This is a genomic window from Desulfobacter sp. (genome assembly GCA_028768545.1).
Taxonomy (GTDB): domain Bacteria; phylum Desulfobacterota; class Desulfobacteria; order Desulfobacterales; family Desulfobacteraceae; genus Desulfobacter.
Genome location: CP054838.1, coordinates 4,592,564 through 4,606,378 on the forward strand (window position 1 = coordinate 4,592,564; position 13,815 = coordinate 4,606,378).

Consider the following 13,815-nt stretch of genomic DNA (forward strand, 5'->3'; position numbering starts at 1 on the left):
TTCAACTGACACAGAATTTTGAACGCCCTTCTAAAATAAGCCATACGGATCCCCAGATCCCGGCAGACCTTAAGAAAAATCCCATCATTGTGGTCCCCTTTGACACCCGGGCGGGAAAATTTCATATTGAGGCATCGGTCCAGCGGATCGAAAAAGATTTCCAGAAAGATACCATGCCCGAAGTAAAAGCGCCTGAAGGATATATTTCAGTGGACCGCTTTGCCAAAACAACCCGGATGGACCCCATCAAGGTCAGGCGCCTTTTAAAAACAGGATTTTTATCCGGGAAAAAAATATCCGCCAGCCAATGGCATATCCCCGAGGCTGAGCTGTTCAAAATCCAGGGATATCGTCCCCCGAAACAGCCCAGACCCCAAAAAATCTCCAAAGCCCTTTTGGAGGAGACCCTGAGTGTGGCAGAATTTTCAAAACAATCCGGGGTGGCCCCGGCCAAAATCAAAAGTTTTTTGCGCACAAGTTTTTTAAAAGGGCTCCAGGATGATGATCAAACCTGGCGAATTAGAAAAGGCCAAATCTCTAAATTCATAAAAAACAGATAACGCTCAACTCTTTTCATCTTTTTTCATTTCAATATACCATGTTTCATTTCCGTATAATTTTTCTGAACATTCCGGGCACATCCCATGGCTAAAAGAGGCATCTGAATATTGTTCTATATAGGATTCAAGGTGGGTCCAATAGCCCTTGTCATCCCTTATCTTTTTGCAATGACAACAAATGGGCAGCAACCCGTTTAGGGTTTTGACCTGTTCCAAAGCATCCTGAAGATCTTTGGTTCTCTCCTGGACCTTATGCTCCAAAAATTCATAGGAGTCCTTTAATTTTTTTGAAGACTCATTAATTGAAGAGACCACCTGATCAAGCTCATCCCCTGCAAGCGTCTCTTTTCTATTTAAATCCAGATCGGATGAACTCTTACCGATTTCGTAAACTTTAAGGTATTTATCAATGACCAGAAGATGTCTGATCACAAAAAAATGAAACAAAAGATAAATAAAAATTGCAACAATAAAGGTTTTCACAATTTGGGAGATTAAAATGATCATAAGCCTGTTGATCAATCGGGAATATACATTGCTCATGCTGGCCACGACTGTTAAGTTCCCGATCTGTCGTTGGGCGTTCTTACCGGTATGAACAATGGGAATCTGTCTTTGGATTGTTTATTCAGAATGCTTTTGCCCCACAGAAATTGCCAGATTTCCTTCTCCGGACAATTCAAGATATTCAATGTCCCTCAGATTGGCAATGCCTTCCAAATGGAGGTTTAACGCTTTTTCATTAAAAAACCACAGGGCTTCTGCAATCTGTTTTTTAAAACTTTTTTCGATTCTTACAAATTGATCATCAAGGCTTTTGATATCCCTTTCAAATTCGATTTTAAGCTGTATTGAGGTCACAACCAAGGTGACACATCCGCTAAAAATCAAGATGTAAAACAATAACCGGTAAGCAATTTTGTGTTTATAATTTGAATTTTGCAATTATTTTTGTTCCTGAATGAATGCATCATAGTATTTTCGCATTAATACTAATTGTTTTTCCTGGGTATGCCCTATTTCCGTAATTTTCCGGTAGGCTTTGGTGGGTTTAATTTTCTGAAGCACACCATTCCATTTTTCAATCACCTGCTTACCCCACTCATTTTTTGTACAATTCATATAAACATATGAAAATGGTGGCATTTCAGTGATTGGAATACTGACCAGCTTGCCGGGCAACCCTATCTTTTTTTGATAATATGAAGACACTATCGGGTATTCTATTGTGTAATCAATACGGCCCATGATGACCATTTTAACCAAAGATTCTGCGCTTTCAGAGACCCGGGTAAGATTAGAACCTGTTTTTTGATTTGCGATCAAAGAATCTATTTTCCGGGTAAAGGATCTGTTTTTTTCAGCATAGCCTTTCAGAGAATTTTGCCCAAGCAGCTGAACAATGGAGTAGGATTCCGGGTCGCCTAAAATTTTTGCAGTCTCTTTTTTCATAATGATTGCATTGGGCAAAACAAATGTATGGGGCGCTGAATAATATACAAGATCATCTCTTTTACCGGTTTTTAACCCAAAGAGATAACAAACATTTTTATTATTCTCGACCTCATACCAAAATCGGGCCCAATTCATCTTTTCTGTCACATGGTCATATCCGGGCAAATTCTCCTGTGCCACATTAAGGATATGATTAAACCGGCCGCTGCCTTTGTCTTCGCCCTCAATAATCATCCAGGGTTTCCAGTCCAGCACCATCCATGTGATCCGTTCTTTGGCCTCTAATTTCAGGCTAACAAAACTTAAAAAAACAACCAGTATAAAAACAAATCGCTTTTGAATACCAAAACTATTCATGGGCACGCTCCCATATGGGTCAGCTGTTTTTTCCAAAAAAAATCGCCTGATCCTTGGTGTTGTCTAAAAAATTTTTCATTGAAGATAAAAAAATAATACCAGAACAGACTGCTAAAAACAACGTCTTCCGGGCACTTACCTTCTGGTTTATCAAGTTTACATCTCCAAATCAGGCAACAAGAAACCTCTTTCAATCTCGAACCGATTCCTGTAAATATGCATGGATATTTTTGATAACAATCAAGGGATTTTCATATGATCGATACTTCGGTTTTAACCCTTTTTATACCCACCTTCTTTTTTGTCTCTGTGACCCCCGGGCATGTGCATGACCCTGGCCCTGACCATGGGGATGACCATTGGGGTAAAAAAAACCTTTTATATGATGTGGGGAGAGCTTTTCGGCGTTGCCATAGTTTCCATTGCTTCGGTTGTCGGCGTGGCAGGGCTGATGTTAAAATATCCGGTTTTATTTCTCGCCTTAAAATATGCCGGCGGCGCCTTTCTTTGCTATCTTGGCCTTAAGATGCTGCGGTCCAAAGGAAAAATGCCCCAAGATTTTGACCCAAAAAAATTATTAGATGTCAGCAAAAAATCTTTGGTGGTGCAGGGGTTTATCACGGCCATTGCAAATCCCAAGGGCTGGGCATTCATGATCTCTCTTTTGCCCCCTTTTATCAATCCTGAAAAACCCCTTATGCCCCAACTCACCATTCTGGTCACCATCATTCTGACCACTGAATTTTCCTGCCTGCTTCTCTATTCAAACGGGGGCAGCACCCTGAGCCGGTTTCTGGCAAAACGAGCAAACCGCTTTCTGCTCAACAGTATTTCAAGACTGTTAATGATGGGTGTGGGCATATGGCTGGCCGTTGGCTGATATCCTTTAAATATATTCATTGCCACAAGATGAATACCCGGTTGACTCATCCAAGACCTTTCGAACGGTATTTGCCAAATCAGCTTTTACAATGGGTTTGTAGGCTAACGCCTTGACACCCATTTTCGCAGCATCTGCTTCGGATATTTTTTTGCTGTATCCCGTACACAAAATCACAGAAATATCAGGTCTGATATTCAGCAGTTCCCCTGCCAGTTTATCGCCGGTCAAATTCGGCATTGTCATATCGGAAATAACCAGATCAAATGCTTTGGGTTTTTCTTTAAACAATTCCAGGGCTTCAAGACTGTTTGTTCTGGTGGTCACAACATAGCCTAATTGTTCAAGCACCTTGCTCCCGATTTTAACAATGGAGGCTTCATCATCAACGAAGAGGATGCGTTCACTGCCCCGGGGCAATTGTTCTGTTTCAAAATGATTAGAGGAGGCTCTTTTTTGGGAAACGGGCAGGTAAATGGTAAAGCAGGTCCCCTTCCCCAGTGTGCTGTCCACAATAATCTGCCCTTGACAGCTTTCAACGATACCGTGAACAACCGCCAACCCCATTCCCGTGCCTTCACCCTTGGCTTTGGTTGTAAAATAGGGTTCAAAAATAGTGTGAGTATTTTCCAGGGGGATGCCCATGCCTGTGTCAGATACCTTGATCTCGATGTAATGTCCGGGTCTCAAATCCGGCACAGTGGCCATGGTGTCGATCATTTTATCCTTTAGGCTAAGGTCAAGGATGCCTCCGTTTTCTTCCATGGCATGGGCGGCATTGGTGCAAAGATTCATCAATACCTGGTGAATCTGGGTAGACGATCCCATGACAAAGGAATCACTATTTAGATTATCCTTGATCTGTATGGTTGTAGGAATCGATGATTTTATAAATTTAAGCACCTCTTTGGCAATGATGCTGACCTGGGTGGGTTTGATCTCTTCGTCAGATTGACGGGCAAAGGCCAGGATCTGTTTGACAAGTTCCTTGGCCCGCATTCCTGCCATGCAAACCTCTTGCAGATCTTCCTCTAACTCGCTCCCTTTTTCAGCGCCATCCAGGGCCAGCTCTGAAAACCCGATAATGGATGACAAAATATTGTTAAAATCGTGGGCAATGCCGCCGGCAAGGATGCCGATGGATTCCATTTTCTGGGCTTGGCGCAGCTTTTCCTCTGTTTTTTTTCTTTGGGTCAGATCAGTTGTGGAAATCAAGGCCCTGCCAAGTTTTTTTTGCTTTTGATCGATCAGCAATTTGATAAAAATATGTCGTGGTTCTCCTGATAAGGTCCTAACCTCACCTTCAGACTCAAATTCAAATTTTCCTCGGGACAGAGTAATTATCTCTTCTTTAAATACTTTTAATCAGTAGTGTCCGGTTAGGTTGTTGCATATAAAAAGCATCTAAAATCATTGAAAAAACAGTCGGTTTTGTGTTGACAAATGTGCGTAAAAATTTTTGTGCGCCTTGAAAATTTAACTCAAGGAGCTCAAATGACGCACATCTCAGTCCCTAAAAAACAACTACGGTCCCTGAACTTTGACAATTTCAGGTGCCCTCTGATAAAGTCACTTTCAAAAGCACCGGAATTACAATCTCGAGGAGACCGCCCTTTAAAAATGACATTCGAAGACCAGATAAATGCTTTGGTTTATTTCCATCTTCAGGAGCACAAGTCTGCCCGACATTTAATTCAGGATCTCAAGGAGAATGTTTTTGCTAAAGAAAATATTGCGCCAGACGGTGGTATCAGCCGTAGTAGTTTCTGTGAAGCCATCAATCACAGGGGACTCGAACAACTGCAATTTATCTTTGAGGATCTTTATAAACAGGCTCTTGAGTGTCATCCGGGTGAACACGCCGAGTTAGGAGAGTTGGTTTCCATTGACGGTAGTCTCATAAATGCAGTCCTTTCAATGCACTGGGCGAACTACAGAAAAGGAAGTAAAAAAGCCAAAGTACATTGCGGATTTGACATTAATCACGGAATCCCAAACAAAATCTTTTTGACTGAAGGCAACGGCGCTGAACGCACTTTTGTTCCCAAAATACTTTCCAAGGGGCAAACAGGTGTTATGGATCGTGGATATCAATCCCATAAAGAATTTGACCTGCTTCAGGAGCAAGGCAAACATTTTGTCTGCCGTATAAAAACCAGGACAACAAGAACAATTATTGATAACCACGAGACCCCTTCCGACAGCTACATTTTTTATGATGCACTGGTTAAACTTGGTACTCCGAATCAAAACCAGACGAAAAGGCCTGTTCGGGTTGTTGGCTATAAAATTGCTGGCGTCAAATACTATGTGGCAACTGACAGGCATGATTTAACAGCGGAACAAATAGCAACAATTTATAAACTCCGGTGGACCATTGAGGATTTTTTCAAATGGTGGAAAGAACATCTGAAGGTATATCATCTCATTGCCCGCAGTGAATACGGCCTTATGGTTCAGATTCTTGGCGGCCTTATCACTTACCTGTTACTGGCAATCCATTGCCAAAAACAGTTTAATGAAAAGGTCACGATCAAAAGAGTTCGGCAGCTGCGAACCGCCATTCTAAATGACCTGTTTGGCTGCGAGGAGCAGGGCTCTCATAGTTCAAACAGGGACAATATTGTCAAAGATCAAAAAATTATTGAGCAAGCAAAAACCTAACCGGACATCACTGACTTTTAATGAGTCTTGAGTAAAAATTTTATCAAGATTTCCAAACAGCTACTTTTTATTCTCAGCCTTGTGCAGAACAAGGGTGGCCTGGTTGACAGCGATAATTTTAACTTTTTGTGCACACTTTAATACTTCAGCAGGATTTTCATTAAAATAAGATTGAAAATCCCTAACTCCATTTTTTCTGAGCGTGGAAAAATAGTCATAAATGCCACTGAAATCTTCTTCCCATAAGGGGACTGGTGAATCCTGGAACAGGGTTTTGTAACGGTCATTGCTATGCGCCAGATTAATTTCAGCAATCTTTCGTTTTTTAATATTCATTGCCAAAAAAAGTATGAGTATTGATTCGGCAAGTATAAACAGAAAAAAGCCCACAATAAACATTTTGTATTTGCCCCAAACCGTTTGGGTTTTAAATAAAAGAATATGTTCATCAGGGATGTTCTTTTCACTTATCCCAAAGCGTTTCATCTGCCGCCAGTCAAACATATGGATACTGGGGCCCAATGATATGGGATCCATTTTATCCAGAGGTTCGCCGTTTAAAATGCGGACAACCATGGTATTGACATGTTTTCCCAGCACATCAGAGCTGCACAAACGGCCGCCAATGATGCCATGCCCGACATAGGTATCCCATAATCCATACACAGGTACGCTTGATGACCGTGAAATTTCCTCCAATACATCCCTGGGAACAAATGACCTGCCTGATGCATCTTTAATAATCAATAAATACAACACGATTGCCCGGGGGGGGGAGTTTGCTGACCTTGTCTAAGATTTCATCCATTGATAAATCTGACAAATAATGAAAATTAATTTTATTGGATAAACCCTGGAAATTTTCTTTGGCCTGGGCCTCCCATGAACGTCCCAAAGCTGATTTGCCAGCGACGACATAGACATCCCGGGTCTCAGGCTGGATTGACAAGGCCGCGTTTAAGGTCTTGGGCAGATCAATATGGAGATTCACCCCGGTGGCTTTAATTTCAAGGTTTTCAGGAGTGGCTTTTTTATCAATTAGGGCATAAACAATGGGCGTGTTCTTAAAGGTGGACTGGCAATATTTTTGGATAAAATCCAGCGCAGGAGACATGACCGCAATGACGATATCAGGTTTAATTTGTTTATATCTGTGATTGATTAAATCTGCCTGTCGCCTGATACTCTCTTCATCCCTGAATCTGGATCGTTCCAGATATTCTGTAAAATAGTCCACCCGGGTCTCTTGATCAAACTCAAGATTACGAAAATTTTTATCCAAAACTTCATAGGCAGGCATTCGCGGCTGAAATGAATATAAAATCAGTATCTTCTTTTTGGTCATTGATGCAGACATCGCGGATGAAACAAAAAAAACAAAAAAAACAAACTAAGAAGAAATGTCTTCTTATTGATCATAATACCTCCAAAAACACCTTTAATATCAATTAACCGCTTAGATGGAGTTTTGATTTTTAATTATAAAATGAGTTGTTTCAATTTTGTCAGCATACAATAGATTATTTTGGTGAGCAAATTATTAATTTGCTGCATATTGGGGGATACAGCCAAAAGCCCTTGACTTTGGCCCGGACGATTTGTAAAAATGAATAAATGATTGAATTTTTCATTTTTTCACGAAAGGCGGGTCATGTCTAAAAAATTTACCCTTGAACAAATATATTCTGCAGCCATACCGGTATTTGCCCGATACGGGTATAAACGGACACGGCTAAAGGATGTTTCCTCTGAACTGGATATGGTTTCCGGCACCCTGTACCGCTATGTAAAAGACAAGCGGGACCTGTACGAACGAAGTGTTGCCTACGGAATTATGCAATGGCAGACCAAGGTCAGGGCAAGTGTGGAAAAAACCGATGATATCAAAGAAAAATTTATCTGTCTCTGCCAAAAAAGCTACCAATACCTGTCCCAGGATCAGAACATGCGCAAAATACTCATGAATGACCCTTCCATTTTCCCCCTCTCCCCCAGAAAAGTCCGGTTTCCCGGGATAGACAACACCTCGTTGGATATGATCAAGGCATTGCTGCACAAGGGCGTGGACCAGGGTGTATTCCGAAAAATTGATATAAATTCCACTGCGGAATTCCTATATTCCATCTATGTGATGTTCATCATCAAAACCTATGTAAAATCGGAGGGCCGTTCATCCTCACTCATGTATGAACAGGGAATTGAACTGATTTTAAACGGATTGTTAACCGGGACTGATACCCCTAAGACTTTTTTTTAAAAAAGGAGACCTGCCAATGAATTTTACCATCAACTACCCCAGCCGGATCCAGCGGATGCAAAAAAAAATGGAAGAGATGGATATTGATGTTTTGATCGGTACCCGCATGGTGAGCGTGACCTTTGTTTCCGGGGCCTTTATCCCCTGGAGGGCCGCGGCTTTGGTATCCAGGGACGGTCATGTGGAGCTGATCAATTTTCTCATTGACCATGAACGGGTGCGGGCTGAATCCTGGCTGGAACAGGTCACGGCCTATACCCCCCTGCCCGGAATGGACATGCTGGACATGGCGGTTCTTCAAATCAAGTCAAAGGGCTGGGACAAAGGTAAAATCGGGGTGGAACTGGGCCACTCTCCCCGGGGCAATACCGGATATCTAGCGGCCACAGAATATGATCTGCTCAAGGAAAACCTTCCCCATGCCACCTTTGTCAATGCAAATGCCGTGGTTGACCAGGCCGGATATATCAAGGATCCCCAGGAAATCATGGTGATGAAACAGGCCACAGCCCTGGCAGATTCTGCCGTTGCCCTGGTGGGAGAATCCTTGAGTGTGGGCATGACCGAAGCCCAGGCCGTGGGGATCGGAGAGATGGAATTGCGCCACCTGGGAAGCGAATACCACTGGGCCGTCACCGGGTCCAGTGAAGCCGCCTCAGGATACAGAACCGCCTATCCCATGTGCGGCACCACCCAGCCCACGGACAAGATTATCCAGGCCGGTGACAATGTCATTGTGGATTTTCATCCCCTGATTCACACCTTTATGTCTGATCTTTCCCATAATTTTATTCTGGGCAAGCCCAGCCGGGAGCAGCAGAAACTGGCCGATGCCTACCTTAGTACGGCAGAAACCCTAGTTGCAAACCTCAAAGCCGGCAACACCGTGGGGGATGTCTGGCACAGGGTAAATGAGGACCTGACCCGGACCGGCTATGTTCAATATGCGGTTCCCTTCTTTGGCCATGGCCTCGGGGTCCACGGCTATGAATGGTATCCGCCCATTGGAAACAGCGAGGAGTTTACCGGCATTGTTCTGGAAGAAAATGTGGTGGAGGTGGGATTTTTGTCCATCACCGTTCCAGGGGTGGGCGGTCTGCGCTTGGAGTGCCCTGTCCAGGTCACCCCGTCCGGCGGTGAAATGCTGGCCTCCACCCCCCTGGCCGTCACTGTGGTTGATATTTAACCTGAAGGTCAGAAACTGACAATTTGAGGAGGCTGGATCACAAATAATTTTAAATACAGCAAGTTATAATCTCTTGCCAAACCAATCCCAAGGGTCGTCACCCTTGGGGCGAACCGATGACTGCCGTGCAGTAAAATGAAATTTTGCTTGTTTAATTTCATTTTACTGCAACTGCAAATATCTGCATTGACTTGGATTAATTTTTCCTATCATGATTGCCTGGATTTTTGTGTACCCGATAAATGCTAATGCGGTGGATAAAATCGGAAGAATGGGTCAGAACGTCAATCAACCGCTCTTTTTTTAGTATCCGGTTGATTTTTTTCTTTGATGAATGAAATTCCCAACAATCATAAAAAAAGGGTGCTCAGGAAAGATTCATCCGGAGGTTTAATCCGAGTCCGGGCGTTTGAATCCTGGTTTGGGGAAATTTTATTCTCATAAAATCCCCAACAAAAAACGCTAAGATATCAATACAAATCAAAACCGTTTTTCCATATAAATTGAAGCCAGAATTATGCAAGTATGCTTGATTCTGATTAATTCTAAAAAGGAAATTTAACAGGGCATAATTTTGATTTTGGCCCACAACCCCGGAACATGGCCGCATACCATATGTCGGGAGTACGGGGCAGGAGAAAAAGAGTCCGTTTATTGCCACCAATTCTGTTTGCCGACTTTTAAATTATCTGATAGCAAGAAGGTATCCTGCTACCCACATTGGAGACTAAGACGAGATGAATCATGATATTGGCTATAAATATCGAGGTAGAGGTAAAGATGTCTTTGAGAGAGACCTTGAGGCTCTATGCAAAAACTATTTTTGGGCTCCAAATTACCAAAATTTAAACGACCCTTGTGAAACCCTTGTTTCGTCTGAAACTTTAAAACATCAAATTGATGCTTTCTTAAATCTTCCACCTTTTAAAAATATCTCGGCAGAACATCTCTATTTAGCGCTTGATAAAATTATAAATAAACGATCATCGGTAGGGATTTACTCTTTATCAACTTCCTATGATCATGAGTTACTTTGGGCCTATTATGCCGATTCTCATAAAGGATTTTGCATTCAATATGATCTGGATTTGTTGATCAGAAAAAACATCTATCAAAAAGTTCATCATTTTCCAGTAACCTATCAAAATGAACCTCCGTCCATAACACTTTCTGATATTTCAAAAATGGAAATAAGAAATATTTTTCAGAAGCTATTTGGAACTAAGTCTAAACTTTGGGAACACGAAGAAGAGTATAGAATAATAACAGATATTATTGGTGAAAATGATTACGATTATTCAGCAGTAACTGCTATTTATTTCGGTTATAGAATGCCCGATGAGCATAAAGAAAAAATTATGGATTTACTCAAAGGGAGAGGAATAAAATATTATCAAATATTTTTAAAAGATAAATCCTACCAATTTAAAGCTCGCCCAATAAAAGATAAATATAGAAAAAATCAATCATACCTATTTCAACTTCCTGAAAAAACAGGAATGATTAACTACTCAATTCTTCATAAATCTTATAATCAGTATACGAAAAAAGGAACTATCGAGATACAATTACAGGAAAAAATTACAGAGAAGCAACTTCAGAAAATAGGCTCGGATTTGAAAAAAAAGTTATTCAGGAGAGCTGATAAGGTGTTTATGTCATATTTTCTCCCTGAAGACATGAACGGGGCTGAAACTTGGGCAACAACCCACTGTGAGTTAGGTGATTTTAAAATACAAATCTTAGGGTTTAGTCTCGAACAGGAAATAGAATTAATTAAAAGTTTTAAAGCGGATACACGGAATATAGTTGGCAGATGGCTCGACCCATCACCGTTCTCCAATCACGGATTAATTCTCTTTAAAGAGAATGGTAGTTTCCTTTTAGAACGTAAGTTTTCGGACGGAAGTAACTCTATTAAAGTGCTTAAACCTTCTGAAACCAATGGAGGTATTCGATACGATGAAATAGAAGATAACACTCATGGTGAATACTTCATAGTTGATGACGATGGCTATCTCCATTACTTTTCAAAAGAGGAAGAATTTATGAAGTTAAAACCATATTTATTATGTTAATTTTTAAAATATTAGTCGGCAATCTTTAAGTATAATATCCGATACACGAAATTCTGAAGGATTGAATTGTCAAAGATATCATTTGAATTCATGATCATTCTGGATGAAAAATGGAAAAAAATAGTAGGAATCAAGAACCCCACAATCTGTCTATGATTGAACGCTTTTTTTAAGATTTTCTCAGCCACAAGATATTGGGGCTGGGCCTTTCTTATGAATAGTACATTTAATACCGGATAAAGCTGATTTTGGGCAAATAAAAAATTTTCGAGATATAGCTGATTCCTGCCAATGTTTTCAAAAAAGATTTGAAAAAAAATCCCCTGAACCCGACCGTAACGAAGAGGACTTCCAGCTAAACTTCCGCGGATCGTCCTGATCCGCTGCAGAGCGGGCGTACAACCGGATTTGTCATCCTGACATCCGGCTGTACTCACGCCGCTGGCAAGCCCTCCCCGCCACAGCCTGGAGACCCGGGTTTACAAAAACGATTGATCAAAATATAAATCCGCTGATTGCCGTTTCTCACCCCCCTTGTTTTGTCTGAAGTCCTAAATTTTTTTTTGGAGAATTTACAGCCATGAACGTTTACCAGGGGAGCAGGCGGGTGGGATGCTGAACCGGCGTGAGCTCTATAATGATTGCAGGACCGCAAATCATCAGAGCGTCCGCTGCATTTCCGGTCAGGACGACCGGGAATGCTTTAGGTGAAGTACCCAACCGTGCCCCGCCGGGTTAGGGCACAGACCTTTTTTAAACCAAGTACCAGGAAAAGGGTAATACCGGATAGATTTGAATTCTTTGGACTTAAAAATAATTATCCCCATAAAAACGGCCATGGGATGATCAATTTATCAATGATACCAGATGAAATCTTGAAAAAATGTGCAGGCGATGATTAGCAAGCAAGGGGGAAAAAGTCGACTCAGATATCATGCCCGCACAAAACGTGATGATCATGGATAAAAACAATCTGCCCGGTTTGACTCAACCCTTCTTGCCTTTAAATTTCCACTCTGGATTTTCATATTTTTCAGAGGAAAATAAAAAGTGTTTGACAAATTAATTCCTTTAAATATAGACTCTTAAAAAATAGACTGAGCGCTCGATCAGTTTTTGTATCTTCCGAGCATGAATAGCTGAATCTGCATTGCACAAGAGACTTAACCCTTAACCTAAACAAGGAGGACAGGGTGGATTTTGACCTTACCAAAGAACAGGAAATGATCCGTAAAGAAGTCAGAACCTTTGCTCTAAAGGAAATTGCCCCCATTGCAGGAGAGCTTGATGAAAAAGAGGAATTTTCTCAAGACCTGACCCGGAAGATGGGGGACTTAGGCTTGTTCGGCATGTTTGTTTCCGAAGACTATGAAGGCCAGGCAATGGATTATATATCCTATATTATTTCCGTTGAGGAAATCGCCAGGATAGACGGCTCACAAGCCGCCACCATTGCTGCGGGAAATTCCCTGGGCATCGGGCCGATTTACTATTTTGGGACGGAAGAACAAAAACAAAAATATCTGCCCAAACTCTGTGCCGGTGAAGGATTGTGGGGGTTTGGGCTCACCGAACCCACGGCAGGATCAGATGCGGGCGGGTCAAAGACCACCGCTATTTTAGACGGGGATGAATGGGTGATCAACGGGTCCAAGATATTTATCACCAATGCCGCCTGCGACATGACCATGGGGGTCACGGTTCAGGCCATCACAGGGGAAAGGGAAAACGGGAAACCTGAATATTCCTGCATCCTGGTCGAGGCCGGCACTCCGGGATTCAAAGCGGTGCCCATGCATAAAAAAATGATGTGGCGGGCCTCCAACACGGCAGAACTCTACTTTGACGATGTCCGGGTGCCCAAAAAAAATATCCTGGGCAACAAGGGGGACGGATTCCACCAGATGCTCTCGACCCTGGACGGGGGAAGACTTTCCATCGGGGCCATGGGCCTTGGTGGCGCCCAGGGGGCCTATGACCTGGCACTTAAATATGCAAGGGAAAGAGAGCAATTTAACCAGCCCATATCCAAATTCCAGGCCGTGGCATTTAAGCTGGCCGACTGCGCCATGGAGATTGAATGTGCCAGGAATCTGCTGTATAAGGCCTGTTGGCTGAAATCCAACCACAGGCCCTTTGAAAAAGAGGCGGCCATGGGCAAGCTTTACTGCTCCGAGGTCATGGGCCGGACCGCAGACCATGCCGTCCAGATCCACGGGGGATACGGTTTGATGAAAGAGTACAATGTAGAACGATTTTACCGGGATCAAAAGCTGCTGGAAATCGGAGAAGGCACCTCTGAAGTCCAGCGTCTGGTGATCTCAAGATATATAGGATGCTAGTCCGGGATGCTGATCCAAAATGCTAAAGGAAAATAT

12 protein-coding genes and 1 pseudogene are annotated in these 13,815 nt (G+C 42.4%); 7 read left to right on the forward strand and 6 right to left on the reverse strand.

Annotated features, from left to right (window positions below; translation table 11 throughout):
• Window positions 1-89 precede the first annotated feature (89 nt).
• Complete coding sequence (locus HUN05_22330) at window positions 90-560, forward strand: hypothetical protein (protein ID WDP87527.1); 471 nt, start codon at window positions 90-92, stop codon at window positions 558-560.
• Window positions 561-563: 3 nt separating this feature from the next.
• Here HUN05_22330 and HUN05_22335 read toward each other — a convergent pair whose 3' ends face one another.
• The 3 genes from HUN05_22335 to HUN05_22345 all read right to left on the reverse strand — a co-directional run bounded on the left by HUN05_22335 (window position 564) and on the right by HUN05_22345 (window position 2,372).
• On the reverse strand, window positions 564-1,067 hold the full coding sequence (locus HUN05_22335) for a hypothetical protein (GenBank protein ID WDP87528.1): 504 nt from the start codon (window positions 1,065-1,067) through the stop codon (window positions 564-566).
• Between the two features lie 117 nt (window positions 1,068-1,184).
• Window positions 1,185-1,421: a hypothetical protein gene (locus HUN05_22340; GenBank protein WDP87529.1), complete on the reverse strand. Its 237-nt coding sequence runs from the start codon at window positions 1,419-1,421 to the stop codon at window positions 1,185-1,187.
• Between the two features lie 84 nt (window positions 1,422-1,505).
• Entirely contained in the window at window positions 1,506-2,372 is an 867-nt protein-coding gene (locus HUN05_22345) for a TIGR02285 family protein (protein ID WDP87530.1), read from the reverse strand.
• A 255-nt stretch (window positions 2,373-2,627) separates the two neighbouring features.
• Here HUN05_22345 and HUN05_22350 point away from each other — a divergent pair.
• A pseudogene (locus tag HUN05_22350) lies at window positions 2,628-3,252 on the forward strand (LysE family translocator).
• 6 nt (window positions 3,253-3,258) lie between these two features.
• On the opposite strand, the gene HUN05_22355 reads toward HUN05_22350, so the two are convergent.
• Window positions 3,259-4,467 carry a response regulator gene (locus HUN05_22355; protein WDP87531.1) on the reverse strand — a complete coding sequence of 403 codons (1,209 nt, stop codon included), beginning with the start codon at window positions 4,465-4,467 and terminating at the stop codon, window positions 3,259-3,261.
• Window positions 4,468-4,746: 279 nt separating this feature from the next.
• On the opposite strand from HUN05_22355, the gene HUN05_22360 reads away from it, so the two are divergent.
• Window positions 4,747-5,916, forward strand: a complete 1,170-nt coding sequence (locus HUN05_22360; protein ID WDP88191.1) for an IS4 family transposase — start codon at window positions 4,747-4,749, stop codon at window positions 5,914-5,916.
• A 60-nt stretch (window positions 5,917-5,976) separates the two neighbouring features.
• Here the strand turns inward: HUN05_22360 and HUN05_22365 are convergent, their stop codons facing one another.
• Together HUN05_22365 and HUN05_22370 are read right to left on the reverse strand one after the other, a co-directional pair.
• Window positions 5,977-6,672: a hypothetical protein gene (locus tag HUN05_22365; GenBank protein ID WDP87532.1), complete on the reverse strand. Its 696-nt coding sequence runs from the start codon at window positions 6,670-6,672 to the stop codon at window positions 5,977-5,979.
• Window positions 6,653-7,153: a hypothetical protein gene (locus HUN05_22370; protein WDP87533.1), complete on the reverse strand. Its 501-nt coding sequence runs from the start codon at window positions 7,151-7,153 to the stop codon at window positions 6,653-6,655. The genes HUN05_22365 and HUN05_22370 overlap by 20 nt, the downstream gene beginning before the upstream one ends.
• A gap of 414 nt (window positions 7,154-7,567) precedes the next feature.
• On the opposite strand from HUN05_22370, the gene HUN05_22375 reads away from it, so the two are divergent.
• The 4 genes from HUN05_22375 (at window position 7,568) to HUN05_22390 (ending at window position 13,779) form a co-directional block, all read left to right on the forward strand.
• Window positions 7,568-8,173 (forward strand): TetR/AcrR family transcriptional regulator, encoded by a 606-nt coding sequence (locus HUN05_22375; GenBank protein ID WDP87534.1) that lies wholly within the window; start codon window positions 7,568-7,570, stop codon window positions 8,171-8,173.
• 16 nt (window positions 8,174-8,189) lie between these two features.
• Complete coding sequence (locus HUN05_22380) at window positions 8,190-9,359, forward strand: aminopeptidase P family protein (GenBank protein WDP87535.1); 1,170 nt, start codon at window positions 8,190-8,192, stop codon at window positions 9,357-9,359.
• A gap of 737 nt (window positions 9,360-10,096) precedes the next feature.
• Window positions 10,097-11,437: a DUF2971 domain-containing protein gene (locus HUN05_22385; GenBank protein ID WDP87536.1), complete on the forward strand. Its 1,341-nt coding sequence runs from the start codon at window positions 10,097-10,099 to the stop codon at window positions 11,435-11,437.
• A gap of 1,193 nt (window positions 11,438-12,630) precedes the next feature.
• Window positions 12,631-13,779 carry an acyl-CoA dehydrogenase family protein gene (locus tag HUN05_22390; protein WDP87537.1) on the forward strand — a complete coding sequence of 383 codons (1,149 nt, stop codon included), beginning with the start codon at window positions 12,631-12,633 and terminating at the stop codon, window positions 13,777-13,779.
• Window positions 13,780-13,815: the final 36 nt, after the last annotated feature.